At 71.6% G+C, this 25,921-nt stretch carries 21 protein-coding genes; 13 read left to right on the plus strand and 8 right to left on the minus strand.

What is annotated here, in order from left to right; genetic code table 11:
• The first annotated feature begins 8 nt into the window (after positions 1 to 8).
• The 5 genes from pdhA (at position 9) to NMK44_RS37355 (ending at position 5,689) form a co-directional block, all read left to right on the plus strand.
• On the plus strand, positions 9 to 1,172 hold the full coding sequence (gene pdhA / locus NMK44_RS37335; RefSeq protein ID WP_254751810.1) for a pyruvate dehydrogenase (acetyl-transferring) E1 component subunit alpha: 1,164 nt from the start codon (positions 9 to 11) through the stop codon (positions 1,170 to 1,172).
• 1 nt (position 1,173) lies between these two features.
• Complete coding sequence (locus tag NMK44_RS37340) at positions 1,174 to 2,154, plus strand: alpha-ketoacid dehydrogenase subunit beta (RefSeq protein ID WP_254751811.1); 981 nt, start codon at positions 1,174 to 1,176, stop codon at positions 2,152 to 2,154.
• Positions 2,155 to 2,176: 22 nt separating this feature from the next.
• Positions 2,177 to 3,598 carry a dihydrolipoamide acetyltransferase family protein gene (locus NMK44_RS37345; RefSeq protein ID WP_254751812.1) on the plus strand — a complete coding sequence of 474 codons (1,422 nt, stop codon included), beginning with the start codon at positions 2,177 to 2,179 and terminating at the stop codon, positions 3,596 to 3,598.
• Positions 3,599 to 3,737: 139 nt separating this feature from the next.
• Positions 3,738 to 4,397, plus strand: coding sequence for a GntR family transcriptional regulator (locus NMK44_RS37350; RefSeq protein ID WP_254751813.1), 660 nt, complete (start codon positions 3,738 to 3,740; stop codon positions 4,395 to 4,397).
• Positions 4,394 to 5,689, plus strand: a complete 1,296-nt coding sequence (locus NMK44_RS37355; RefSeq protein WP_254751815.1) for an MFS transporter — start codon at positions 4,394 to 4,396, stop codon at positions 5,687 to 5,689. Before NMK44_RS37350 ends, NMK44_RS37355 begins: the two co-directional genes overlap by 4 nt.
• A gap of 34 nt (positions 5,690 to 5,723) precedes the next feature.
• Here NMK44_RS37355 and NMK44_RS37360 read toward each other — a convergent pair whose 3' ends face one another.
• Positions 5,724 to 6,548: a maleylpyruvate isomerase family mycothiol-dependent enzyme gene (locus NMK44_RS37360; protein WP_254751817.1), complete on the minus strand. Its 825-nt coding sequence runs from the start codon at positions 6,546 to 6,548 to the stop codon at positions 5,724 to 5,726.
• Between the two features lie 140 nt (positions 6,549 to 6,688).
• Here NMK44_RS37360 and NMK44_RS37365 point away from each other — a divergent pair, with 140 nt between their 5' ends.
• Both NMK44_RS37365 and NMK44_RS37370 read left to right on the plus strand, forming a co-directional pair.
• The gene (locus NMK44_RS37365) at positions 6,689 to 7,513 is read left to right on the plus strand and encodes a carbon-nitrogen family hydrolase (protein ID WP_254751819.1); all 825 of its coding nucleotides are present in this window, start codon (positions 6,689 to 6,691) and stop codon (positions 7,511 to 7,513) included.
• A gap of 14 nt (positions 7,514 to 7,527) precedes the next feature.
• Complete coding sequence (locus tag NMK44_RS37370; protein ID WP_254751821.1) at positions 7,528 to 9,348, plus strand: NHL domain-containing thioredoxin family protein; 1,821 nt, start codon at positions 7,528 to 7,530, stop codon at positions 9,346 to 9,348.
• A 21-nt stretch (positions 9,349 to 9,369) separates the two neighbouring features.
• Here the strand turns inward: NMK44_RS37370 and NMK44_RS37375 are convergent, their stop codons facing one another.
• From NMK44_RS37375 to NMK44_RS37395, 5 genes are all read right to left on the minus strand, one after another.
• Positions 9,370 to 10,218 carry a helix-turn-helix domain-containing protein gene (locus NMK44_RS37375; RefSeq protein ID WP_254751823.1) on the minus strand — a complete coding sequence of 283 codons (849 nt, stop codon included), beginning with the start codon at positions 10,216 to 10,218 and terminating at the stop codon, positions 9,370 to 9,372.
• Positions 10,219 to 10,329: 111 nt separating this feature from the next.
• Complete coding sequence (locus NMK44_RS37380) at positions 10,330 to 11,325, minus strand: NlpC/P60 family protein (protein ID WP_254751825.1); 996 nt, start codon at positions 11,323 to 11,325, stop codon at positions 10,330 to 10,332.
• 331 nt (positions 11,326 to 11,656) lie between these two features.
• On the minus strand, positions 11,657 to 12,364 hold the full coding sequence (locus tag NMK44_RS37385; RefSeq protein WP_254751827.1) for a DUF4232 domain-containing protein: 708 nt from the start codon (positions 12,362 to 12,364) through the stop codon (positions 11,657 to 11,659).
• 198 nt (positions 12,365 to 12,562) lie between these two features.
• A complete protein-coding gene (locus tag NMK44_RS37390) occupies positions 12,563 to 14,494 on the minus strand; it encodes an AfsR/SARP family transcriptional regulator (protein WP_254751829.1) in 1,932 nt (643 codons plus the stop codon).
• Positions 14,495 to 15,787, minus strand: coding sequence for a M18 family aminopeptidase (locus NMK44_RS37395; RefSeq protein ID WP_254751831.1), 1,293 nt, complete (start codon positions 15,785 to 15,787; stop codon positions 14,495 to 14,497).
• A 181-nt stretch (positions 15,788 to 15,968) separates the two neighbouring features.
• Here NMK44_RS37395 and NMK44_RS37400 point away from each other — a divergent pair, with 181 nt between their 5' ends.
• Together NMK44_RS37400 and NMK44_RS37405 are read left to right on the plus strand one after the other, a co-directional pair.
• Entirely contained in the window at positions 15,969 to 16,715 is a 747-nt protein-coding gene (locus tag NMK44_RS37400; protein WP_254751833.1) for a TNT domain-containing protein, read from the plus strand.
• Positions 16,716 to 16,733: 18 nt separating this feature from the next.
• Positions 16,734 to 17,099: a hypothetical protein gene (locus tag NMK44_RS37405; RefSeq protein WP_254751835.1), complete on the plus strand. Its 366-nt coding sequence runs from the start codon at positions 16,734 to 16,736 to the stop codon at positions 17,097 to 17,099.
• 123 nt (positions 17,100 to 17,222) lie between these two features.
• On the opposite strand, the gene NMK44_RS37410 is transcribed toward NMK44_RS37405, so the two are convergent.
• On the minus strand, positions 17,223 to 19,049 hold the full coding sequence (locus NMK44_RS37410; RefSeq protein WP_254751837.1) for an acyl-CoA dehydrogenase: 1,827 nt from the start codon (positions 19,047 to 19,049) through the stop codon (positions 17,223 to 17,225).
• A gap of 140 nt (positions 19,050 to 19,189) precedes the next feature.
• On the opposite strand from NMK44_RS37410, the gene NMK44_RS37415 reads away from it, so the two are divergent.
• Both NMK44_RS37415 and NMK44_RS37420 read left to right on the plus strand, forming a co-directional pair.
• Positions 19,190 to 19,687 (plus strand): SseB family protein, encoded by a 498-nt coding sequence (locus NMK44_RS37415; protein WP_254751839.1) that lies wholly within the window; start codon positions 19,190 to 19,192, stop codon positions 19,685 to 19,687.
• 74 nt (positions 19,688 to 19,761) lie between these two features.
• A complete protein-coding gene (locus NMK44_RS37420; RefSeq protein ID WP_254751841.1) occupies positions 19,762 to 20,724 on the plus strand; it encodes a pirin family protein in 963 nt (320 codons plus the stop codon).
• 12 nt (positions 20,725 to 20,736) lie between these two features.
• On the opposite strand, the gene NMK44_RS37425 is transcribed toward NMK44_RS37420, so the two are convergent.
• A complete protein-coding gene (locus tag NMK44_RS37425) occupies positions 20,737 to 22,875 on the minus strand; it encodes a SpoIIE family protein phosphatase (RefSeq protein WP_254751843.1) in 2,139 nt (712 codons plus the stop codon).
• Positions 22,876 to 22,991: 116 nt separating this feature from the next.
• Here NMK44_RS37425 and aspS point away from each other — a divergent pair, with 116 nt between their 5' ends.
• On the plus strand, positions 22,992 to 24,812 hold the full coding sequence (gene aspS, locus NMK44_RS37430; RefSeq protein ID WP_254751857.1) for an aspartate--tRNA ligase: 1,821 nt from the start codon (positions 22,992 to 22,994) through the stop codon (positions 24,810 to 24,812).
• Positions 24,813 to 24,875: 63 nt separating this feature from the next.
• Positions 24,876 to 25,763 (plus strand): L,D-transpeptidase family protein, encoded by an 888-nt coding sequence (locus NMK44_RS37435; protein WP_254751845.1) that lies wholly within the window; start codon positions 24,876 to 24,878, stop codon positions 25,761 to 25,763.
• The last annotated feature ends 158 nt before the right edge of the window (positions 25,764 to 25,921 follow it).

The raw sequence follows: 25,921 nt of genomic DNA on the forward strand, positions 1-25,921 counted from the left end.
GGAGCAACGTGACCGTGGAGAGCACTGCCGCGCGCAAGCCGCGCCGCAGCGGAGCCAAGCGCACGAGTGCGGGGAACGCCAAGAAGAAGGCGGCGGGCCAGACCGATCTCGTACAGCTGCTGACCCCCGAGGGCGAGCGGGTCGAACACCCCGAGTACTCCATCGACCTCACCCCCGACGAGCTGCGCGGCCTCTACCGCGACATGGTGCTCACGCGCCGGTTCGACGCCGAGGCCACCACCCTGCAGCGCCAGGGCGAGCTGGGCCTGTGGGCCTCGCTGCTGGGCCAGGAGGCGGCGCAGATCGGCTCCGGCCGGGCACTCAACGACTCCGACTACGTCTTTCCCACGTATCGCGAACACGGTGTGGCCTGGTGCCGGGGTGTCGACCCGACCAATCTGCTGGGGATGTTCCGCGGGGTGAACCACGGCGGCTGGGATCCCAACAGCAACAACTTCCACCTCTACACCATCGTCATCGGGTCCCAGACGCTGCACGCCACGGGCTACGCGATGGGCATCGCCAAGGACGGCGCCGATTCCGCGGTGATCGCCTACTTCGGTGACGGTGCCTCCAGCCAGGGCGACGTGGCCGAGTCCTTCACCTTCTCCGCGGTCTACAACGCCCCGGTCGTCTTCTTCTGCCAGAACAACCAGTGGGCCATCTCCGAGCCGACCGAGCGCCAGACCCGGGTGCCGCTCTACCAGCGCGCCCAGGGCTTCGGCTTCCCCGGCGTCCGGGTGGACGGCAATGACGTGCTGGCCTGTCTCGCCGTCACCCGGGCCGCCCTGGAGCGGGCCCGCACCGGCCAGGGCCCGATGCTCATCGAGGCGTTCACCTACCGCATGGGCGCCCACACCACCTCCGACGACCCGACGCGCTACCGCTCGGCCGAGGAGCGCGAGCTGTGGGAGACCAAGGACCCGATCCTGCGGCTGCACACCTACCTGACCAAGCAGGGACTGGCCGACGAGGAGTTCTTCGCCGGTCTGGAGCGGGAGAGCGACGCACTGGCCAAGCGGGTTCGTGACGCGGTACGTGCCATGCCGGACCCCGACGACCTGGCCATGTTCGAGCACACCTACGCCGACGGCCACGCCCTGGTCGACGAGGAGCGGGCCCAGTTCGCCGCGTACCAGGCTTCGTTCGTCACCGCTGAGGAAGGCATCTGACATGGCAGCCGAGAAGATGTCGCTCTCCAAGGCGATCAACGCGTCGCTGCGCACCGCGCTCGAGAACGACCCCAAGGTCCTCATCATGGGTGAGGACGTCGGCAAGCTGGGAGGCGTCTTCCGGGTCACCGACGGGCTCCAGAAGGACTTCGGCGAGGACCGGGTGATCGACACCCCGCTCGCCGAGTCCGGCATCGTCGGCACCGCGATCGGTCTGGCGCTGCGCGGCTACCGCCCGGTGGTGGAGATCCAGTTCGACGGATTCGTCTTTCCCGCCTACGACCAGATCGTCACGCAGCTCGCCAAGATGCACGCGCGCTCGCTCGGCAAGGTCAAGATGCCGGTCGTCATCCGCATTCCGTACGGCGGTGGCATCGGTGCGGTGGAGCACCACAGCGAATCGCCCGAGGCGCTGTTCGCGCATGTCGCCGGGTTGAAGGTGATCTCGCCGTCCAACGCCTCCGACGCCTACTGGATGCTCCAGCAGGCCATCGGCAGCGACGACCCGGTGATCTACTTCGAGCCCAAGCGCCGCTACCACGACAAGTCCGAGGTCGACACCTCGGCGATCCCCGCCCCGCTGCACGCCGCCCGGGTGGCGCGGCCGGGCACCGACCTCACCCTGGCGGCCTACGGCCCGATGGTGAAGGTGTGCCTGGACGCCGCCGCGGCCGCCGCCGAGGAGGGCAAGTCGGTCGAGGTCGTGGACCTGCGGTCGATGTCCCCGATCGACTTCGACACCCTCCAGGGCTCCGTCGAGCGGACGGGACGCCTGGTCGTGGTCCACGAGGCACCGGTCTTCCTGGGCACGGGTGCGGAGATCGCCGCACGGATCACCGAGAGGTGCTTCTATCACCTTGAGGCTCCGGTGTTGCGGGTCGGCGGCTTCCACGCGCCGTACCCGCCGTCGCGGCTCGAGGACGAGTACCTGCCGGGGCTTGACCGGGTGCTCGACGCCGTAGACCGTGCGTTGGCGTACTGAAGGGCTTGAGGAGATCGTGACGATGACCGCAGTCGAACAGCGCTTCCGTGAGTTCAAGATGCCCGACGTGGGCGAGGGGCTCACCGAGGCCGAGATCCTCAAGTGGTTCGTGGCCCCGGGCGACACCGTCTCGGACGGCCAGGTGGTGTGCGAGGTCGAGACCGCCAAGGCCGCCGTGGAGCTGCCCATCCCCTTCGACGGGGTGGTGCATGAACTGCGCTTCGGCGAGGGCACCACGGTGGACGTGGGCACCGTGATCATCTCGGTGGACACCCAGCCGGGCGCCGGTGACGCGCCCGCGCCCGCCGCCGCGCCCGCCGCATCCGCCGCCGAGCCCGCCGAACCGGAGGGCCGCCAGGCCAACCTGGTCGGCTACGGTGCGGCGCCCGCCTCCACCAAGCGCCGTCCGCGCAAGCCGGTGCCGGGGCAGCAGCCGCGCACCGCGCCCGCGGCCCCGGCCGCCGCGCCGGCTCCCGCGCCCAGGGCCCAGGCCCCGGCGCCCGCGCCGGTCGAGCCCGAGCTCAACGGGCACGGCCGGATCGGCGCGGCCCGTCCGCTGGCCAAGCCCCCGGTCCGCAAGCTGGCCAAGGACCTGGGCATCGACCTGGCCTCGATCACCCCGACCGGTCCTGACGGGATCATCACCCGCGAGGACGTCCACGCGGCGGCCCAGGCCGTGCCCGCGGCCGAGGCGCCCACCGCCGTCCCCGCCGCCGCCGAGGCCGTGGCCGTGGCCCCCGGGGCCCGGGAGCGCCGGGTGCCCATCAAGGGCGTCCGGAAGGCCACCGCGCAGGCCATGGTCAGCAGCGCCTTCACCGCGCCGCATGTGACGGAGTTCGTGACCGTCGACGTCACCCGCACCATGAAGCTGGTCGCCGACCTCAAGCAGGACCCGGACATGGCCGGGGTGCGGGTCAACCCGCTGCTGCTGGTGGCCAGGGCCCTGCTGGTGGCCATCAAGCGCAACCCGGACATCAACGCCTCCTGGGACGAGGCGAACCAGGAGATCGTCTACAAGGACTATGTGAACCTGGGCATCGCGGCGGCCACCCCGCGCGGTCTGATCGTCCCGAACATCAAGGACGCGGGCGCCAAGACCCTGCCCGAACTGGCGTCCGCCCTGGGTGAGCTGGTCGCCACCGCCCGTGACGGCAAGACCAGCCCGGCCGCGATGTCCGGCGGCACGGTGACCATCACCAACGTCGGCGTCTTCGGCGTGGACACCGGCACCCCGATCCTCAACCCCGGGGAGTCGGCGATCCTCGCCTTCGGCGCCGTCAAGCTCCAGCCGTGGGTCCACAAGGGCGAGGTGAAGCCGCGCCAGGTCACCACCCTCGCGCTCTCCTTCGACCACCGTCTGGTCGACGGCGAGCTCGGCTCCCGTGTCCTCGCCGACGTGGCGGCCATCCTGGAGCGCCCCAAGCGCCTCATCACCTGGGGCTGAACCTGGGCTGACCCCGCTTCACCGCCACGGCCCGCCTGCCCGCGCAGGCGGGCCGTGGCGTTGTCACGGGTGCCCGCGGCGTCCGTATCGCGGACGGGGGATCCGTGTGCATACCTGATGTATCTATGATGTGCGCATCATGAGTCCCACTGACACGGCCATCAAGCCGCCGCCCGCCGCCGAGCGCGTCTACATCCACGTCAAACAGGCCGTTCTCGACCGCCGTTACGAGGGCGGGACGCTGCTGAGCGAGGGGGAGCTGGCCGAGGCCGTCGGGGTGTCGCGGACGCCGGTGCGGGAGGCGCTGCTGCGGCTGGAGGCGGAGGGGCTGCTGAAGCTCTACCCCAAGAAGGGCGCCCTGGTGCTGCCGGTCTCCGCGCAGGAGATCGCGGACGTGGTGGAGACCCGGCTGCTGGTCGAGCAGCACGCGGTCGCCAAGGTGGTGCCCGCCGGGGAGCCGTTGCTGCGGCGGCTGGAGGAGCTGCTGGAGGAGCAGAAGGGGCATGCGGTGGCGGGGGACCTCGCCGCGTTCGCGGTCGCCGACCGCTGCTTCCACGCCGAGATCGTCCGGGCCGCCGGGAACGGCATCCTGGCCCAGCTCTACGACCAGCTGCGCGACCGGCAGCTGCGGATGGGGGTCGCCACCATGCACGCCGAGCCGGACCGCATCGCCAAGAACATCACCGAGCACACCGAGATCCTGACCGCCCTGCGCGCCGGGGACACGCGCTCGGCCTCCGCCACCGTGCAGCGCCACATCAGCTGGGTGAACAACCTGGCGCGGGGTGAGGCCCGATGACCACCCCCCGGTTGCCCGGGGACCCACCCGGAGGGCGCCGCGCCGTCGCCGTGTGGGGTCTCGGCGTCGGCGTCTACTTCATCGCCATCACCTATCGCACCAGCCTCGGGGTGGCGGGTATCGACGCCGCCGAGCGCTTCCACGTCAACGCCTCGGCGCTGTCCACCTTCTCCATCCTCCAGCTCCTGGTCTACGCCGGGATGCAGATACCCGTGGGGCTGCTGGTGGACCGGCTCGGCACCCGTACCGTGCTGGCGCTCGGCGCCACGCTGTTCACCACCGGGCAGTTCGCCTTCGCGCTCTCCCACTCGTACCCGATGGCGCTGGGGGCGCGGGCGCTGCTCGGCTGCGGGGACGCGATGACCTTCATCAGCGTGCTGCGGCTGGGCTCGCGCTGGTTCCCGGCCCGGCGCGGACCGCTGATCGGCCAGGTGGCGGCGCTGATCGGGATGGCCGGGAACCTGATCTCCACCCTGGTGATCGCCCGGGCCCTGCACGACGCGGGCTGGACCCCGACCTTCGCGGGCAGCGCGGTCGGCGGACTGGTCGTGCTCGTCCTGGTGCTGGTGTTCCTCAAGGACCACCCCGAGGGGTACGAACCGGTCGCCGCGCCGCACGGCGGCAAGGGCTTCGTCCGCCGTCAGATCGCCGCCGCCTGGCGGGAGCCCGGCACCCGGCTGGGTATGTGGGTCCACTTCACGACCCAGTTCCCGGCCATGGTCTTCCTGCTGCTGTGGGGGATGCCGTTCCTGGTCGAGGCCGAGGGGCTGTCCCGCGGCACGGCGGGTGAGCTGCTGACCCTGGTGGTGCTCTCCAACATGGTGATCGGCCTGATCTACGGTCAGGTCATCGCCCGCCACCACGCCGCCCGCGCCCCGCTGGCGCTCGGCACCGTCACCACCACCGCCCTGCTGTGGGGCTCGGTGCTGGCCTGGCCGTCCGCGCACGCCCCGCTGTGGCTGCTGATCACCCTGTGCGTGGTGCTCGGCTCCTGCGGTCCGGCGTCGATGATCGGCTTCGACTTCGCCCGCCCGGCCAACCCGCCGGAGCGGATGGGGACCGCCTCCGGCATCGTCAACATGGGCGGCTTCACGGCCTCCATGACCACGCTGCTGGCCGTCGGGGTGCTGCTGGACCTCACCGGCGACAACTTCCGGATCGCGTTCGCCTCGGTCTTCGTCCTCCAGGCGCTGGGCGTCTCCCAGGTGCTGCGGCTGCGCGGGCGCGCGCACCGCCGGGAGCGCGAACGCGTCGTGGCGAGCCGCGTCGAGGCGGTGCACGTACCGGCGTGACGGCCGCCCGCCGGGGTCCGGCCGTCCGGAGGGGCTACGGCGTGAGGGCGAAGTGGTCGAGGATCGCCTCGGCGAGCTGCTGGTCCCCCTCGACCTTCACCCGCTCGGTGACCGCCTCGGGCCGCACCCGCCCGCAGCCCAGCCGCAGATAGGTCTCCCAGTCCAGGGTGAGCGTCACGGTCGGGCCGAGCGAGACACTGCCGTCGATGGTGCCCTTGCCGTCCGCGTCCACCCGGACGGTCCGCATGAACTCCAGCGGACCGTGCACATCGAAGACCACCGCCGAATGGGGCGCGGCGCCCGCGTCCTTGGCGACCACCTTCGGCAGCCCGGACAGCAGGGTGTCCCGGGCGATCAGGGCACCGGGGGAGTCCAGGTTGCCGGGCCGGCCCAGCGCCCGCCGCAGGTCCTGCTCATGCACCCAGACGTCGAACGCCCGCCGCGCCAGGGCCGCTTCGAGGGTCATGTCGGGGAAGCCGGGGACGCGCACCACGGTGTCCGGCTCCCGCTTCTCGTTCCGCAGCTGACGGGACCGCCGGATGACGGTGTACTCCAGCTCGGACGTCATCTCGGGCGCCGTGTGGCAGCGCCGGACGTCGACCTGGACCTCCATGTACCGCGACATCTCGTTGGTGACGTGGTACAGGTCGCGCGGCAGCGTGTGGATGGGGCGGGGGTCGCCGAGCATCTCGCACTCGAGTCCGATCACATGCGAGACGACGTCCCTCACCGACCACCCCGGGCACTCGGTGCGGCGGTTCCACTCCTTCTCGGCGAGCGGATTCACCAACTCCGATATAGCGTCGATGGAATGGGTCCAGGCGTCGATGGAGGTCTGAAGGCTGGAATGGACGGTCACGGGACCCCTCGGGCGGTTGGTGCGCGGGCTGGGTGCTGGTGTGTGGCTTCAAGTTACGCTGCCCGCGAGTGCCGGGGCAGTGCTTTCGGGTCCGATCGTAGGCCCGGTTGACGGTCTCCAACGCTGGGAGCGGTGGTAGTGTGCGAGCCTCTTTGGTCCAGATCCGCGTAGACCCGGACGAGTCCCCCGAAAGCCGCCGTGACCGCGCCGCGGACACCGTCCGCGCCCAGGGCGGCTCCGATCTGGTGGTGCTGCCCGAACTGTGGACGCTCGGGGCCTTCGCCTACGACTCCTTCGTCAGCGGCGCCGAACCGCTGGACGGCCCCACCGCACGCGCCATGGCCGCCGCCGCCCGGGACGCCGGGGTCTGGCTGCACGCGGGCTCCCTCGTCGAACGCGCCCCCGACGGCACCCTCTACAACACCGCCCTGGTCTTCTCGCCCGACGGCGCCCTGGTGAGCACCTACCGCAAGATCCACCTCTTCGGCTTCGACGAGGGCGAGGCCGTGATGATGGGCGCGGGCCAGGACATCGTCACCACCGGCCCGCGGGACGCCACCCTGGGCCTGGCCATCTGCTACGACCTCCGGTTCCCCGAGCTCTTCCGGCTGCTGACCGAGGCCGGGGCGAAGGTCCTGGTGATCCCGGCCGGATGGCCCGCCCGCCGCCGCGAGCACTGGCGGCTGCTGAACCGCGCCCGCGCCGTGGAGAACCAGGCGTACGTCCTGGGCTGCTGCTCCACCGGCACCCACGCCGGGGTGGAGCAGGCCGGGCACAGCATCGTCGTGGACCCCTGGGGCGAAGTGGTCGCCGAGGCGGGGACCGCCGAGGAAGTGCTCACCGTCGAGCTGGACCTGGGCCGGGTCGACCAGGTCCGCACCGATCTCCCGGTGCTCCGCGACCGCAGGCTGGGGCTGCCCGGACCCGCCGCCCGGCCCCGGGGGAATGCCGGCCCCGGGGGCTGATGTTTGATGGGGATATGGCTCCACGTGCACGCGTCCGCGCCCCCGAGCTGATCGGCGGGGGCGGCTGGCTCAACACCGGCGGTAATGACCTCACCCTCGCGGATCTGCGGGGGCGCATCGTGATCCTGGACTTCTGGACGTTCTGCTGTGTGAACTGTCTGCACGTCCTGGACGAGCTGCGCGAGCTGGAGGAGAAGCACCGCGACACCGTCGTGATCATCGGGGTGCACTCGCCGAAGTTCGTCCACGAGGCCGAACACCAGGCGGTCGTGGACGCCGTCGAGCGCTACGGCGTGCACCACCCCGTCCTCGACGACCCCGAGCTCGCCACCTGGAAGCAGTACGCGGTGCGCGCCTGGCCCACCCTCGTCGTCATCGACCCCGAGGGCTATGTGGTCGCCCAGCACGCGGGCGAGGGCCATGCCCACGCCATCGAGGCCCTGGTGGCGGAGCTGGAGGCGGAGCACGAGGCCAAGGGCACACTGCGCCGCGGCGACGGGCCGTACGTACCCCCCGAGCCCGTCCCCACCGAGCTGCGCTTCCCCGGCAAGGCCCTCCCGCTGCCCGGCGGCACCTTCCTGGTCTCCGACACCACCCGGCACCAGCTCGTGGAGCTGGCTGCGGACGGCGAGACCGTGGTGCGCCGGATCGGTGACGGCACCCGCGGGCTGGCCGACGGCGCCCCGGAGCGGGCCCGCTTCAGCGAACCCCAGGGGCTCGCGGCGCTGCCCGACGGCACGGTCGCCGTCGCCGACACGGTCAACCACGCGCTGCGCCGCTTCGACCCCGCCACCGGGGAGACCACCACCCTCGCCGGAACCGGCCGCCAGTGGTGGCAGGGCTCGCCCGACGGGGGTCCCGCCCGTGAGGTGGACCTGTCCTCGCCGTGGGACCTGGCCTGGTTCGCCGGCCGGCTGTGGATCGCCATGGCCGGTGTCCACCAGCTGTGGACCTACGACCCGGAGGCCGGGACGGTCGGAGCCGCCGCCGGGACCACCAACGAGGGCCTGGTCGACGGGCCCGCCGGGGAGGCGTGGTTCGCCCAGCCCTCCGGGCTCGCCGCGGCCGGGGACCGGCTGTGGGTCGCCGACTCCGAGACCTCCGCGCTCCGCTGGGTGGAGCGGGACGGCGACGGCTTCGCCGTCCGCACGGCCGTGGGCACCGGTCTCTTCGACTTCGGCCACCGGGACGGGCCGGCCGCGCAGGCGCTGCTCCAGCACCCGCTGGGTGTCACCGCGCTGCCCGACGGCTCCGTCGCGATCGCCGACACCTACAACCACGCGCTGCGCCGCTATGACCCGGCCACCGACGAGGTCAGCACGCTCGCCACCGATCTGCGCGAACCGTCCGGCGCGGTGCTGGCGGACCGGGACATCGTGGTGGTGGAGTCGGCCCGGCACCGGCTGACCCGGCTGCGGCTGCCCGAGGAGGCCGTACGGGTGGAGGCGATGGCGCACCGCACCCAGCGCGCGGCCACCGAGATCGCCCCGGGCACGCTCCGGCTGGACGTGGTCTTCCAGGCGCCCACGGGACAGAAGCTGGACACCCGCTACGGCCCCTCCACCCGGCTGCTGGTCTCCGCGACCCCGCCCGGACTGCTGGCCGGGGGCGATGGCGCGGGTACCGACCTCGGCCGGGACCTGGTGCTGGCGGACGGGGTGACCGAGGGCGTGCTGCATGTCTCGGCGATGGCCGCGTCCTGCGACGACGACCCCGCCAACGAGTACCCGGCCTGCCATGTGCACCAGCAGGACTGGGGCGTTCCGGTGCGGATCGCCGAGGGCGGTGCGGTACGGCTCCCCCTGGTGCTCGCCGGGATGGACGAGCCCGCCTGACGGGAGGCCGGTCGGCGGCGGTCAGCCGGGGCAGTTGGGCAGCTTGGTGTACTGCACCTGGTCGGCCCGGATCCGGATGGCCGGGATCCACACCCGTTCGCCGTCCTTGCTGACCCGGAACCACATACTGCTGTGCCCGCCCGCCTCGTCGGTCACCGTGACCCCGTTGGCGATCCGGCAGTCGGCGCGCAGTACGTCGCCGTGCCAGACCCGGTCCACGATGTTCGACGGGCGGTAGGCGAGGTACGGGTCCTCGGCCAGGCCCAGCGCGCAGTAGCGGGTGCGCTGGGTCCGGCAGTCCCGTTCGGCGTTGTGGACGGTGATCCGGGCGCTGCCCTTCGTCGTGGCGGGCCGGTCGGAGGAGCCGTCGCCGGAGGAGCGCAGGGCCAGGGTGGTGACCGTGGCCGCGGCGATGACCGCGACCGTGCCGACGGCCGCGAGAACCAGCCGCGTCCGTCCGCGCGGCGATGGGGAGGGTGACCCGCCCTCCGGCCGGCCGGTGTCCTGGGCGGGCGCTGCGGTCCCTGCCGTCGCGGCGGCACCGCCGTCGGCCGGGCCGGCCTCGTTGGCCCGGTGCAGCAGCGCCACCAGTTCGGGCAGCCGGTCCTCGGCGGTGAACGAGAGCTTTCCCCACTGGACCAGGAGGCGTTCGTCGGGAAGGCTCTGTCCACGGAGGTAGCGGGAGAGCGAGGAGCGGCTGGCGGGCAGTCTGCGCTCCAACTCGCTCAGACTCAGGCCGAGTTCGCCATGCATATGACGTAGTGCGGTCACGAATTCCCGCACCGGGCCGGAGAGCTGGCCGGGGAGCGGGGCGAGTGGTTTGCGGCGTGGGTTCTCCGGGCGGTTCGGATGCGCTGGCACGTCCACCATTGCAGCATGTGGATCATGGACATGGCGAGCGGCACGTCCACACCCCCACGGTGGACGTGCCGCTCGTTACAGGAACCGGATCAGGAGCGGATCACTCCGTGAACCAGCGCATCAGTCCGTGAACTTCAGCGGACGGTAGGGCTTGTACTCACTGCCCGGCTCCAGTCCGTACTTCCGGGTCGCATGGTCCGTCCCGAAGTCGCCGCGCTGTTCGTAGGAGGTGTACGAGGTGTGGGCGGCGTCGTTCCACTTCTCGAACATCACCACGTGGCGGGTGTTGTTGTCGCCCGAGGCGTCGATGAACAGATCACCGGGCCTGAGCTCGTTCAGCGGGATCGGCCGGGTGATACTGGAGCCGGTGAGCCCCACGGTGTTGGTGCCGGGGGCCTTCAGCCCCAGCGCCATGGAGACGAAGCCCGAGCAGTCCTGCCGGTAGCCGTCCTTCCACAGCCTGGCCTGGCTGTACGGGACGCGGGTGCCGCCGTTGGCGGTGAGCCAGCCGGTGGCCCGCTGGAGGGCTTCGCCGCGAGTGCCGCCGGTCTGCGGCGGCTTCGGCGGCTGACCGCCGTTCTGTACGGGCACACCGGGCAGCGAGTCCTGCGGGATGTCCACCGCGACGACGCTGAGGAAGCCGTTGACCGGCTTGGTGATGTGGGCCATGTAGGTCGAACAGGCACCGTCCTCACAGACCTTGCGCCCGGTGTCGACCTGGTAGTCGGCGGTGATCCGGTCCTGGCCCGCCGCACCCTGGTTGATCATTCCCGCCGAGGCGGAGCCGGTGTCCGCGGTCCGGTGCACCACCCAGCGCGTACCCCAGGTGGGGAAGTCGGCCGTGGCCGCCGCCTTGGTGCCGAACTCACCGCTGGTGGTCTTCAGCTTCAGACCCGGATCACCGGACCCGGCCCCGGTGTCACGGCTCAGAGCGCTCTTCCCGGCCGTCCTGCCCGCCGCGGCGCCGGCCCGGTCGGCCTTGCCCGCCTTCGCGTCGTCACCGCTGTCGCCGGAGCAGCCCACGAGTCCGGCGGCGCCGATACCGGCCGCGACGATCGTGGGAAGGACCGTGCGCAGCAGGGTCCGGCGTGGACGTTGCGCGGTGGAGTGCGTCATCTCGGAATCCCCCTGTCGATGGGCACCGGCCGTCCGCCGGTGCCTCCCGGTTGAGCCGCCGGGCCGATCCGCCGTGGCGACGGGATCCACTCTCGGCCGGACGGAAGGGGGGTTCGGGGGTACCGGCGTCCCCTGGGACGTCCCGTTCCGGCCCACCGCTGTGACCTGCTGGGACATCCATGCGGGACGGTCGGTGCGGGACGTGCGGGGTGCGGGGGCGGGATATGACGGGACGGCCCCCGGCAGGGGGTGCCGGGGGCCGTCGTCAGACGGGCAGCCGAGGGGGACGTCGGCTGCCCGGGTCGGGTGCGGGCGGATGCCGCCCGCGGGGTCACCAGTTGAGGGCGTCGGAGCTGTCGCTCTGCCAGTAGGTGACCTGCGCGCTGTCGTCGATGTAGACCGAGCCGCCGGGCAGCGCGACGGAGGTGGCCGCGTCCTTGCCCTTGAGGTAGACGCTCAGCTCGGTGACCTTGGTGCCGTTGGTGCCGGAACCGTCGGCGCTGGAGGTGAGGATGCCCGCGTAGCCGGACTTGCCGGGCTCGAGGGAGACGACCGCCTGCGGCTTGGTCTCCTCCGCCTCGGGGGTGGCCGCCTGGGCGTCGTCGAAGCGCAGCACGGGGAAGTACGGGAGGTCGCAGATGACGCCGGAGTTGTTGGTCGCCTTCAGCAGCAGGTGGTTGACCGGCCGGGAGACCTTCGAGACCGTCATCGACACCTTGCTCGGGTCACAGGTGGTGATCTTGGAGCCGGAGCCGTTCGCACCGTCTGCACCGGCGCTGCCGCTCGGGGCGGGAGCCTTGCCGTCGCCGCCCGCCTGGGCGCCGCCCTGGGCACCGGCGTCGGCGCCCCCGGTCGCGTCCTGCTTGTCGCCACCCTTGGCGCCGGCGTCGGCGGCGGCCGAACTCTGGGCGGCACCGGAGCGCTTGACGCCCTCCGCGTCGTCGTTGTTGCACGCCGCGAGGGTCAGGGCGGCGGCCATCAGGGTCACGCTGGCGACGGCGGTGCGGACGGTGCGGGCGTTGACGGTGGCGATCGACATCGGAGGTTCCCCCTGTGGGTGACGTGAGCGGTGCTGCGGTCTTCCTGCGGTACGTCTCAAGACTGTCCGCTCCCGCTGGCGTCCGGCTGCCGCACGGCTGCCGGACCGCTAACGCCCCACTAACGCGCCCCGCGGGCGCCCGTTCCCGATGTCGTCACCACGTGTGCTGACGGGCGGACGCACCGCCCGTCAGCCGCGTCAGCCGCCTCGCGGGAGCCCGCCCGGAGGCCCGTCCCCGCTGCCGTCGCCCTGGGCGAAGAGCTTCACCAGATCGCTCATCACGTAGCGGTTGGTGGCCTCCTCGTCCAGCAGATGCATCTCCGCGAGCCGGTCCAGGGCGTCCTGGATCAGCTCCGGATCCGCCCCGGACAGCGCCGCTGCCTCCGCCGTGTTGACCTCCCGGGCGAAACCGGTGCCCAGGGTGCGCAGCAGCGCGGCGTCGTCCGCGGAGAGCCGGGCCACCGAGTTGCGCAGCGCGGCGGCCACACCCGCGTCCTCCGCCGACAGCAGGGCGAGCCTGCGCCGCTCGTCACGCAGGGCGGTGGCCAGCCGGGCCAGCCGCCAGCGGGGCCGGGCCATGAGCTGGGCCGAGGCGGCGCGCAGTGCCAGCGGCAGTCCGTCGCACAGGGCCACCAACTCCCGTGCGGCGGCGGGGTCCTCGGCAACCCGGTCCGGCCCGAGCAGCGCGCCGAGCAGCGAGATGCCGTCCTCCGGTCCGAGCGCGTGCAGCCGGGTCGGCCGGGCGGCGTCGGTGGCGATCAGCCCGTCGAGCCTGCTGCGGCTGGTGACCAGGGTGGCGCAGTGCGGACCGCCGGGCAGCAGCGGCCGCACCTGGGCGGAGCTGCTCGCGTTGTCCAGCACCACCAGCAGCCGCCGCCGGGCGACCAGCGAGCGGTAGAGCGCGGAGGCGGCCTGCGGCGAGGACGGTATCTGGTCGGGCGGCGTCCCCATGCTGTACAGGAACTCGCGCAGCACCTCCAGCGGTGTCGCCGCCTCACCGCCGCTGAACCCGCGCAGGTCCGCGAAGAGCCGTCCGTCGGGGAAGGCACCCGCGTAGGCGTGGCCCCAGTACACCGCGAGGCCGGTCTTGCCGACCCCGGCGGGGCCGGTGACGAGCGTGATGCCGCCCTCGGACGGGAAGCCGCCGGGGGCGCCGCCGTAGCCGCGGTCCGGTTCGGCGGGCAGCGTCAGCCGGGTCAGCTCCGCGAGCTCCTCGGTCCGCCCGAGGAACCCGGCCGGGGGCCGGGGGAGCAGTTCGGGCACCGGTCCGCCGGTCGCGGCCGCGGGGGCGGCGGCCGGATGGGCGGGGGCGGCGGCCGCCTGCTGGGCCACGGGCTGCCCCGTGCCGTCGGTGCCGCCGCGGCCGGTGTCCGCGACCGGTCCGGCCCGCAGGATCTCCTGGTACGCGGAGGTCAGCCGCTCCCCCGGGTCCACTCCCAGGTCGTCGGCGAGCAGCTCCCGGGTGCGGTGGAACCAGGCGATCGCGTCGGACTGCCGTCCGGTGCGGTACAGCGCCAGCATCAGATCCGCGATCAGCCCCTCGCGCAGCGGCTGTGCGAGGGCGGCGGGGTGCAGTACGCCCGCGGCCCGGTCGTGCTCGCCGAGGGCCCCGTACGCACGGGCCAGCGCCTCCACGGCGGTCAGCCGCCGCTCCTCCAGGGCGTGGGCCGCGGCGGCGAACGGCGGACTGGCCACCGTCCCGGTGAGCGCCGGACCGCGCCACAGCCCGAGCGCCTGGCTCAGCAGCTGCACGGCGTCGGCCGGGGCGGCTTCCGGCTGGGCGCTGGAGACCAGGTGGTCGAAGCGCTGGGCGTCGACCAGCCCTTCGGGCAGCCGCAGCAGATAGGCGGAGCCGTGGGTGTTGAGCTCGACGCCCAGCTCACCGGCGCCGTGCTCGGCCAGCACCGCCCGCAGCCGGGAGACATGCCCCTGGATGACGGTCTTGGCGTGGGCGGGCGGCTCCTCCTCCCACAGACTGGAGATCAACTGCTCCATGGAGACCGTCGAGTTGGGCCGCAGCAGCAGCATGGCCAGCACGCTGCGCCGTTTGGCCGCCCCCAACGGGACCTCGACGGCCGCTGCCGGGGGGCCGTTGGTCACCGTTACGGGGCCCAGCAGGGAGAAGTGCACTCAGCCCTCCAGGAATGCGGTCAGCGCCTTGGCGAGCAGCCTGGGGTCCTGCGCCCCGCACAGCTCGCGCGCCGAGTGCATGGACAGGATCGCCACGCCGATGTCGACGGTGGAGATGCCGTGACGGGCGGCGGTGATCGGGCCGATCGTGGTGCCGCACGGCATGGAGTTGTGGGAGACGAAGCTCTGCCAGGGCACCCCGGCTCGCTCGCAGGCGGCGGCGAACACGGCCCGCCCGGCGCCGTCGGTGGCGTAGCGCTGGTTGACGTTCACCTTCAGGATGGGGCCCCCGTTGGGACGTGGGTGGTGGCCGGGCTCATGGCGCTCGGCGTAGTTGGGGTGGACGGCGTGCCCGGTGTCGGAGGAGAGGCAGACACTGCCCGCGAAGGCGCGTGCCCGCTCCTCGTAGCCGCCGCCGCGGGCGAAGACCGAGCGCTCCAGGACGTTGCCGAGCAGCGGGCCATCGGCGCCGGTGTCGGACTGGCTGCCGTTCTCCTCGTGGTCGAACGCGGCGAGCACGGGGATGGCGTCGAGACCGGACCGGGCGGACGCGGCCACCAGCGCGGCCGTACCGGCGTGCACCGAGAGCAGGTTGTCCATCCGGGGACCGGCCACCAGTTCGCGGTCACGCCCGAGGTACGCGGGCGGTTCGACGCTGTGCACCATCAGGTCCCAGCCGCCGATCTCATCGGCCGCGACACCGGTCTCCTCGGCGACGAAGCGGAGCAGATCGCCCTCCTCGACCTCGCCCAGGCCCCAGATCGGCGTCATATGGCGCTGCTTGTCCAGCTTGAGGCCCTCGCTGTTGACGGACCGGTCCAGATGCACCGCGAGCTGGGGCACCCGCAGCAGCGGACGGTCGACGGTGACCAGCCGGTGGGAGCCGTCTCTGAGGGTGATCCGGCCGGAGAGACCGAGGTCGCGGTCGAGCCAGGTGTTGAGGAGAGCGCCGCCGTAGATCTCCACGGCGATCTGGCGCCAGCCGTGCGCCCCGGTGTCGGGAATCGGCTTGACCCGCAAATTGGGAGAGTCGGTGTGAGCGCCCACGATTCGGTACGGAGTGGACGGGCTCGCCCCCTCGGGCACGTACCACGCGATGATCGCTCCACCCCGCAGCACATACCGCCCGCCCGCCTCGCCGTCCCAGGCGGCGGTCTCCTCGACCTGCCGGAAACCTGCCTTTTCCAGGCGCTGAGCAGCATTTCCCACCGCGTGGTACGGCGATGGGCTGGCGCGGAGGAAGGACATCAGGTCATCGGTGTGGCCGCGGTCGACGCCGGGGTGTGCGCTCATGTGCTCAGCATAGGTTCGGACCGGCCCCGCGACCGGGCGGCCCGGGAAGGGAACCATCCGGGGGGTGGTGTTGGGCCGATCTGATGAAAGCACGTCAGCTAAGGCTATGAGTCCGGCAAATACGCCGATATTCCCCGTGACTGCTCCCTCGTACTGAGTCTCACACAAGGGGAAAGACCGGATGCGCGTTCTTCGACACGTCCTCGTTGTCCTGGGGTCGCTGCTGCTGCTGTGCAGCGGTGGCTCGGCTGTGGCGCAGCCCGCCGCCGGGTTCGTCGCCATGGGGCTGGTTCCCTCCTCTTCCCAGGCCGGTACGTCCGACCCGAAGACCACCGGTGGTACGGGCGGGGGCGGTAACGGCCGCCCGGCGCCGTGTCCGATCGCGGACCGCGTGGGGGGCACGAACAGTGCGCCCGCCAATCCGCAGCAGTACTACGAGGGTGACTGGCGGCTCGGCCCCCGGTATCTGCCCCGCACCGGCCCGATCGGCCGGATGCTGGAGGGCTACCAGCGACTGGACGGCTACCGCACCTCCGCGGCCTTCCTCAACTGCTACTGGAACGAGACCACCAACGGCTGGTGGTACCCGTACCCGGACGGCTGGACGCTGCTGAACGGCGAGCCGCTGAAGACCACCATCTCGCTGCGGACCGGCCAGAAGGTGGACCTCTTCGGCAGCGGTTTCGGTCATTTCCTCGCCCCGGCCGGAACCCCCTACACCGAGCGCGCGCTGCCGCCGAGCAACCTCAACACCCTCGATCCCAACTACCCGTTCGGGTATCACCTCTACAAGGTCACCAAGCCCTTCGTGGTGGAGGCGGGTCCGATCCGGTCCTGGTTCGGCCAGCCGGGAGGCGGTCTCCAGTACCTGACCGGCCCGACCGTCGCCCAGCTCGTCGCGGCCGGGAACCTGACCGCGCTCAACTGATCGCGGATGCTGGTTCCCGTGGATCGCTGGGAACTGATCGGAGTCCTCCAGGAGGACCAGGTGCCGGACGCGCTGTACGACATCCCGGGAGTGCATGACATCCCGGTCCAGCCGGACGCCTACTACTTCCTGCGCCCCGCGCCGGAAGGAGGCTGGACGACCGGGCTGCGGGAGCGCTCGGCGGACCGTGACATGAACCGGTTCGCCACCGAGGACGAGGCGTGCCGGGACCTGCTGGCCAAGCTGAGAGCCCGGCCCCGGCCCCCGGACGGCGGGGGCGAGTCGGTCGAAAACCTCCTGGCCGAGGGCGAGGAGATCCGCCGTCAGGCGTGGGAAGAGGTGGAACGGGCACTGCGGGAGCGACGGCCCGACGAGGAGCGGTAGGGCGCGGCGGCGCCGGACCGGTGGCGGCAGCACGGAAGCCGGCCGCCCCGGAAGGGGGCCGGCCGGCTTCCACCGCCGCTGGACGGCTTCGCTCAGGCTCTGCGGGTCGGCGTCACCGAGTGATCAGAACGCGGACTCGTCCAGGTCCATCAGGCTCTGGTCGACGGTCTCGGCCAGCGAGCGCTGGACGGTGAGGCCCGGCAGGACCTCCTGCGCGAAGAACTTCGCGACCGCGATCTTGCCCTGGTAGAAGGAGCGGTCCTTCGCCGAGGCGCTGCCCACCTTCTCGCTGGCCACCGCCGCGCCCTTGAGCAGCAGGTAGCCGATGATGACGTCACCGGAGGCCATCAGCAGACGGGTGGAGTTCAGGCCGACCTTGTAGATCGACCTGACGTCCTGCTCGGTGGCGGCCAGGTCGGTGAGCATGGCGCCCACGATCGCCTCGAGGTCCACCGCGGCCTGGGCGAGCCGCTCGCGGGCCGGGGCCAGCTCCTCGCCGCCGACGGCCTCGGCCAGGAACTTCTTGATCTCCTCCGAGATGATGGTCAGCGACTTGCCCTGGTCGCGGACGATCTTGCGGAAGAAGTAGTCCTGACCCTGGATCGCCGTGGTGCCCTCGTAGAGGGTGTCGATCTTGGCGTCCCGGATGTACTGCTCCAGCGGGTACTCCTGGAGGTAGCCGGAGCCGCCGATGGTCTGGAGCGACTGCGCGAGCTGCTCGTACGCCTTCTCCGAGCCGTAGCCCTTGACGATGGGCAGCAGCAGGTCGTTGAGGCCGTGGACCTCGGAGGCGTCCTCGCCCGCGTCCTCCTTGACCAGGATCTCGTCCTGGACGGAGGCGGTGTAGAGGACGAGCGAGCGCAGGCCCTCCGCGTACGCCTTCTGCGTCATCAGCGAGCGGCGCACGTCCGGGTGGTGGGTGATGGTGACGCGCGGGGCGGTCTTGTCGGTGAAGGCCGCCAGGTCGGCGCCCTGCACCCGCTCCTTGGCGTACTCCAGCGCGTTCAGGTAGCCGGTGGAGAGGGTGGCCATGGCCTTCGTGCCGACCATCATCCGCGCGAACTCGATGATCTTGAACATCTGGCGGATGCCGTCGTGCTTCTCGCCCAGCAGCCAGCCCTTGGCCGGACCACTGGCACCGAAGGTGAGCTCACAGGTGTTGGACGCCCGCAGGCCCATCTTGTGCTCGACGTTGGTGGCGTAGACGCCGTTGCGCTCGCCGAGCTCGCCGGTCTCCCAGTCGAAGTCGAACTTGGGGACGATGAACAGCGACAGACCCTTGGTGCCCGGTCCCGCGCCCTCGGGGCGGGCCAGCACGAAGTGGATGATGTTGTCGGAGAGGTCGTGCTCACCGGAGGTGATGAAGCGCTTCACCCCGTCGATGTGCCAGGTGCCGTCCTCCTGCTGGACCGCCTTGGTGCGGCCGGCGCCCACGTCCGAGCCCGCGTCCGGCTCGGTCAGCACCATGGTGGAGCCCCACTGCTTGTCCACCATGAGCTGAGCGATCTTCAGCTGCTCCTCGGTGCCCTCGTCGTGGAGCACACCGGCGAAGGCGGGACCGGAGGCGTACATCCAGATCGGGGTGTTGGACCCGAGGATGGTCTCGGCCGAGCCCCACAGCAGCGAGCGCGGGCAGGAGGTGCCGCCCAGCGACTCCGGGACGCCCAGGCGCCACCACTCGGAGTCCATGTACGCCTGGTAGCTCTTCTTGAACGACTCGGGGATCGGCGCGGTGTTCGTGGCCGGGTCGAAGACCGGCGGGTTGCGGTCCGAGTCGGTGTACGAGTCGGCCAGCTCGTTCTCGGAGAGCCGGGATATCTCGGCGAGCACGCTCTTGGCGGTCTCGACGTCCATCTCCGCGAACGGACCGGTGCCGTACAGCTTGTCGCGCCCGAGCACCTCGAAGAGGTTGAACTCGATGTCGCGGAGATTCGACTTGTAGTGCCCCATGGCGACGGCTCCGTAAGGCTCGGGAGGCAGGGTCCTCTGGCGTAACGCGTATCGATGCGATCTCGGACGCCATGATGCTACCCGTCGGTAATAAAGGGCAACCCTCAAACGGTCAACTGTGACTCAGTACGCTTCAGGGCATGTACGGCTACGACCAGAACGCGAGCGCAGGGCAGGGTTACGCCGCTCCGCCACCTCCGCCGCAACAGCAGCCGCCGCTGTCGCACCATCCCCAGCCGGGTGCGGGATACGGCGAGCAGCCGCTGTACCCCGAGCCGTCGCCGCCGTCGCTGGCCGACGCGGTGCGCGCCTTCACCACCGGCTCGATGTCGGCGGAGGACTTCCAGCAGATCTTCGCGACCTCCAAGGTCTACTGCCCGCGCGGTGACAACCCCGGCTTCCTGGCCCTGCACAACACCCAGCAGCCGGTGATCCCGATGTTCACCTCGCTCAAGGAGCTGCGGCGGTACGCGGGCAAGGAGTCCAAGTACTTCGTCATCACCGGCGCCGAGGTGATCGACCTGCTGCCCACCGGCTACGGCTTCGTCCTCGATATGGAGGGTGAGCACCGGATGGTCTTCGACGCCAAGGCGGTCGAACAGATGGTCGATTTCGCGATGCGGCGCATGTACGGCTAGAGCGGCTGGGAGGCGCCCTTGCGGGTCGTTCATCCTTCAATTAAGTTGAATGATGAACGACCGAGGAGGCCGTCATGCCCGCAGTGACCGTAGACAACCCGCTGACCCTGCCCCGTGTCGCGGCAGCGGCCGGTGCACGGCAGCGCCCAGCGCTGTCCGTCTCCACCGCGCCCAGCGGTTTCGAGGGTGAGGGATTCCCGGTGCGGCGGGCCTTCGCGGGCATCAACCACCGGTACCTCGACCCGTTCATCATGATGGACCAGATGGGCGAGGTGGAGTACGCGCCCGGTGAGGCCAAGGGCACGCCCTGGCATCCGCACCGCGGTTTCGAGACGGTCACCTATCTGATCGACGGCACCTTCGTGCACCAGGACTCGCACGGCGGCGGGGGCACCATCAACGACGGTGACACCCAGTGGATGACCGCCGGATCCGGTCTGCTGCACATCGAGGCCCCGCCGGAGTCGCTGGTGATGAGCGGCGGGCTCTTCCACGGACTCCAGCTCTGGGTGAACCTCCCGGCCAAGGACAAGATGATGCCGCCGCGCTACCAGGACATCGGCGGCGGCAAGGTCAGACTGCTGACCTCCGCCGACGGCGGCGCCCTGCTGCGGCTGATCGCGGGCGAGCTCGACGGCCACCGGGGCCCGGGGATCACCCACACCCCGATCACCATGCTGCATGTCTCGCTCAGCCCCGGCGCCGAGCTGACCCTGCCGTGGAACCCCGGCTTCAATGCGCTCGCCTACGGGCTGGCCGGACGCGGTACCGCGGGCCCGGAGCGGCGCCCGTTCCGCACCGGGCAGACGGTGGTCTTCGGCGAGGGCGACGCGCTGACCGTACGGGCCGACGCGAGCCAGGAGTCGCGCAGCCCCAACTTCGAGCTGGTGCTGCTCGGCGGGCAGCCGATCCGCGAGCCGGTGATGCACTACGGCCCGTTCGTGATGAACACCCGCGCGGAGCTGGCCCAGGCCGTGGAGGACTACCAGGCCGGACGGCTGGGCTCCATACCCGCCGAGCCCGCCGACGGGGCCTGAGCCGCCGGGGCCTCAGCGGGCGGGCGGCCCCTCCGGCGCCCGTTCGTGCAGCTCGACCCAGATGCACTTGCCGTCGCCCCGGGGGTCGACCCCCCAGGCGTCGGCCAGCATCTCCATCAGCAGCAGACCACGGCCCGAGGAGGCCAGTTCACCAGGACTGCGGGGGTGCGGCAGCTCATCGCTGCCGTCGGCCACGTCCAGGCGCAGCCGCCGGTCCCCGCGCCGACCGCTGACCTCGGCGACCAGCAGGGCGTCACCGTCGGTGTGCACCAGCACGTTGGTGACCATCTCGGTGAGCAGCAGCACCGCGGACTCCACCTGGTCCCGGTCCGCCCAGTCGTGCAGCATGTCGCGGAGTTGCTGCCGGGCGCCGGCTATCCGCTCCGGTTCGGCCTGCGCGACCGTCACCGCGGTCCGCCGCACCGGTGCCGAACCCGGTCCGACCAGGCACACCTCCGCCTCGCGCCGGATCAGCAGCAGGGCCACGTCATCCTCGCGGCGGGCGGCGAGCGGCCCGGTGGAACGGTGGGACCGCGGCCCGTGCACGGCCTGCACCAGGGCCTCGGCCAGCGATTCGAGGTCGTGGTCGGCGCCGCCGGCCGGCGCGGCGGGCCGCTCGAAGACCTCCCGGATCCGCTCCCAGCCGGTCTCCAGATCGTGCCCACCGGTCTCGATCAGCCCGTCGGTGCACATCAGCAGGGTCTCGCCGGGCTCCAGCACCACCCGGGTGGTGGGGTAGTCGCTGTCCGGGTCGATCCCCAGCGGCAGTCCGCCCGCCGTCGGCCGGATCACCATCGTGCCGTCCGCCAGCCGCACCGCCGGATCGTGATGACCGGCGCGGGCGATGTCCAGCGTGCCCGCGACCGGATCCACCTCCATGTACAGACAGGTGGCGAACCGCGGGTCCCAGCCGTCCCCGGCGCCCGGCGCACCGGTGTCGCCGAGCCCGGCGAGGAACCGGGAGGCGCGGGAGAGCACCGCGTCCGGGTGGTGCCCCTCGGAGGCGTACGCGCGCACCGCGATCCTGAGCTGACCCATGATCCCGGCCGCCCGTACGTCATGGCCCTGCACATCGCCGATCACCAGCGCGGTGCGTCCCGAGGGCAGTGCGATCACGTCGTACCAGTCGCCGCCGACCTGGAGCCCGCCGCCGGTGGGCACATAGCGCGCGGCCACCGCGAGACCGGGGATGTCGGGCTTGCGGGCGGGCAGCATCGAGCGCTGGAGCCCGTCCGCCAGTTCGCGCTCGGTCTCCTGGAGCGCGGTACGGGCCAGTGCCTGGGCGAGCATCCGGGCGATCGTGGTCAGGACCGAGCGCTCGTCGGGCGAGAACGGCATCGGGTGGGCGAATCCGGCCATCCAGGCGCCGATGGTGCGCCCCGCGACGATCAGCGGCAGATAGGCCCACGAGTGGCGGTGGCGGGACCGGGCCAGCGGCCAGGCGGCGGGGAAGCGCTCGCGGTAGTGGTCCGGTGAGGGCAGGTAGACCGCCCGTCCGGTGCGGACCACCTCGGTGGCCGGGGCGTCGTGGTCCACGGGTATGTCACCGGAGGCGTGCTCGGCGCCCGCCCGGTGCCCCTGCCGCCCGATCACCGACAGCCGGTCGCCCGCGACCCCGAAAACCGCCACCCCGTCCGGTGAGAAGCCGGGCATCGACAGTCCGGAGGCCACCCGCAGCACCTCGGCCGTGGACATCGCCTCGGCCAGCGCCCGCCCCGCGTCCAGCAGGAACGCCTCGCGGTTGCGCCGCCAGTCGCCGGTGACCGGCGTGCCCTGCGCGGCGGTGCCGGGCAGTGGCTCCGGGATCTCCTGGAGGGTGCCGATCAGGTAGTAGCCGTCCTCGTTGCCGCCCCGGGACACCGGCCGGGCCCGGGAGCGCACGGTCCGCAGTACCGTGCCCTTCTCGTCCACCACCCGCAGCCGGGCCTCGGCGAGACTGCCCTCGGTCAGCGCGAGCAGCACGGTGGCCTTGGTCTCCAGCCAGTCCGCGGGGTGGAAGCGGGCACGGGCGGCGGACTGGGAGAGCGTGACGGCCTCGGCGGGGAGCCCCAGCAGCCGGGCCGCTTCGGCGTCGTAGGCGACGGCGCCCGAGACACTGTCCCAGCGCCATAGACCGGTCGCCAGGGCGGCCAGCAGGTCCTCGGTGCGCATTGCACTACCTTATGGGGATTTTCCGAGCGCTTACCAGTGAGGGTCCGCACGCCGGTAGGCTTGCCCAAAGCTCCCGAGGGTACGTACGCCTCCCGATCACACGACTTGGATGAATGATGCATCGGTACCGGTCCCACACCTGTGGTCAGCTCCGTGCCGCTGACGTCGGCAGCGACGTCCGGCTCTCCGGCTGGCTCCACAATCGACGGAACCTGGGCGGCATCCTCTTCATCGATCTCCGCGACCACTACGGCCTGGTCCAGCTGGTGGTCCGCCCCGACACCCCGGCCAACGAGGCGCTCAGCTCCCTCACCAAGGAGAGCGTCGTCCGGGTCGACGGCCGGGTGATCGCGCGCGGCGCGGACAACGTCAACCCCGAGCTGCCGACCGGCGAGGTCGAGGTCGAGGTCACCGGTATCGAGGTGCTGGGCGCCGCCGACCCGCTGCCCTTCACGGTCTTCCCCGAGGACGGGGTGAACGAGGAGCGGCGGCTGGAGTACCGCTTCCTGGACCTGCGCCGTGAGCGGATGCACCGCAACATCATGCTGCGCTCCGCCGTGATCGCCGCGATCCGGCAGAAGATGACCGCCCAGGGCTTCAACGAGATGGCGACCCCGATCCTGTCCGCCACCTCCCCCGAGGGCGCGCGCGACTTCCTGGTCCCCTCCCGGCTGCACGCGGGCAAGTTCTATGCGCTCCCGCAGGCCCCGCAGCAGTTCAAGCAGCTGCTGATGATCGCGGGCTTCGACCGCTACTTCCAGATCGCGCCCTGCTTCCGCGACGAGGACGCCCGCGCCGACCGCTCGCCGGGCGAGTTCTACCAGCTCGACGTCGAGATGAGCTTCGTCGAGCAGGAGGACGTCTTCCAGGTCATCGAGAAGGTCATGACCGAGCTCTTCGAGGAGTTCGGCAACGGCCGTCATGTGACCTCGCCGTTCCCGCGGATCCCGTTCCGCGAGGCGATGCTGAAGTACGGCTCCGACAAGCCCGATCTGCGGGCCCAGCTTGAGCTCAAGGACGTCAGCCACGTCTTCGCGGGCTCCGGCTTCAAGGCGTTCGCCGACAAGCACGTCCGGGCGCTGGCCGTGCCGGACACCGCCGACCAGCCGCGGAAGTTCTTCGACCAGATGGGCGAGTTCGCGGTGCTGCACGGCGCCAAGGGGCTGGCCTGGGTGCGGATCGGTGAGGACGCCAAGCTGACCGGCCCGATCGCCAAGTTCCTCACCGACGAGGACGTCGAGAAGCTGATCGCCGAGGTCGAGGGCAAGCCCGGTACGTCGGTCTTCTTCGGCGCGGGCGACTACGACGAGGTTTCCAAGATCATGGGCGCGGTGCGGGTCGAGGCCGCCAAGCGCACCGGTCACTTCGAGGAGAACGTCTTCCGCTTCTGCTGGATCGTGGACTTCCCGATGTTCGAGCGGAACGAGGACACCGGGCAGGTCGAGTTCTCCCACAACCCGTTCTCCATGCCGCAGGGCGGGCTGGAGGCGCTGGAGACCAAGGACCCGCTGGACATCCTGGCCTGGCAGTACGACATCGTCTGCAATGGCACCGAGCTGTCCTCGGGCGCCATCCGGAACCATGAGCCGGAGGTCATGTTCAAGGCGTTCGAGATCGCGGGCTACTCCCGCGAGGAGGTCGAGCGCGAGTTCGGCGGAATGCTCCGCGCGTTCCACTTCGGCGCCCCGCCGCACGGTGGTATCGCTCCCGGCGTCGACCGCATCGTGATGCTGCTGGCCGATGAGCCCAGCATCCGCGAGACCATCGCCTTCCCGCTCAACGGCAACGCGCAGGACCTGCTGATGGGCGCGCCCAGCGAGGTGGACGAGGCGCGGCTGCGCGAGCTGCACCTGTCGATCCGCAAGCCGCAGGTCAAGCAGGCCGCGAAGAAGGACGAGCAGAAGGCCGACGACCAGGCGGTCAAGCCCGCGGAGTAACGCGCGGCGCGGCCGGGCAACCACACCGGTACCCCAGCGGGTTCACCAAGTGTGAAGAGCTGTGTGAGGGTACGGACGCGGACCGGACGGAGGGCCGCGGGCGCGCTGACCGCCGCCGCCCTCCTCCTGTCGGCACTGTCGCTGACCGGATGCGAGGCGGACGGCGGTCACCGGGGCTCCTCCGGGCGCCCCGGCGCACCGGACGGCCTCACGGACGGTGCGCCGTCCGGCCGTGAGCCCGCGAGCGCCCACCACCCCGGACGGGGCGGTCCGGTGCGTCCGGCCGCCCGTCCCGACCCCGCGCCCGAGCTGTTCCGGGAGCTGCCCGGTCTCGGTCCGCGGACCCGGGAGGACCTGCCGGACGACTCCGGTCAGGTGCTGGTCGTCACCGGTACCGGACATGACTCCTCCCGCTCCACCGTCGTGCTCTACGAACGGGTGGCAGCGGACGAGAAGCACCACGGCACCCGGAGCGGCACCGGCGACGCGGGCGCGGCCTGGCGGGCCGGGGCCTCCTGGATGGCCCACAACGGACTGCGCGGCTGGACCGAGCGGCACCACCAGGGCGATCTGCGCTCCCCGATCGGGGTCTTCGGGCTCAGCGGCGCGGGCGGACGGCGCAAGGACCCCGGCACCCTGCTCCCCTACGACCACGCGCGGCGGGCCTTCACCATCCATGGCTCCGGCTCCGAGGGGGAGCCGCTGTCCGGATCCTTCGGCTATGTGGTGGCCATCGACTACAACCGGCGGTCGGGCACCTCACCGCTGGACCCGGTCCGGCCGATGGGCGGGCACCGGGGCGGCGGCATCTGGCTCCACGTGGACCACGGCGGACCCACCCAGGGCTGTATCAGCCTCTCCCGGAAGAACATGAAGAGCCTGCTGCTGACCCTGGACCCGCGGCGCCGTCCGGTGGTGGTGATGGGCGACTCCGCGTCCCTCGCCCGCTGACGCCACCGGCCGATGCCACCGGAGGGAAGGGGGCTAGCGCGTGTCTCTTTGATGGGTTGGTGAGTTGATCGGATGTGCCTGTCCGATTAGTGATCACCGATGCGATGTGGGACCGGATCGAGCCGCTGATGCCGGCGGATCCGGTCCGCGGGCGGCGA

The sequence above is a fragment of the Streptomyces cucumeris genome (assembly GCF_024295805.1).
Lineage (GTDB): Bacteria > Actinomycetota > Actinomycetes > Streptomycetales > Streptomycetaceae > Streptomyces > Streptomyces cucumeris.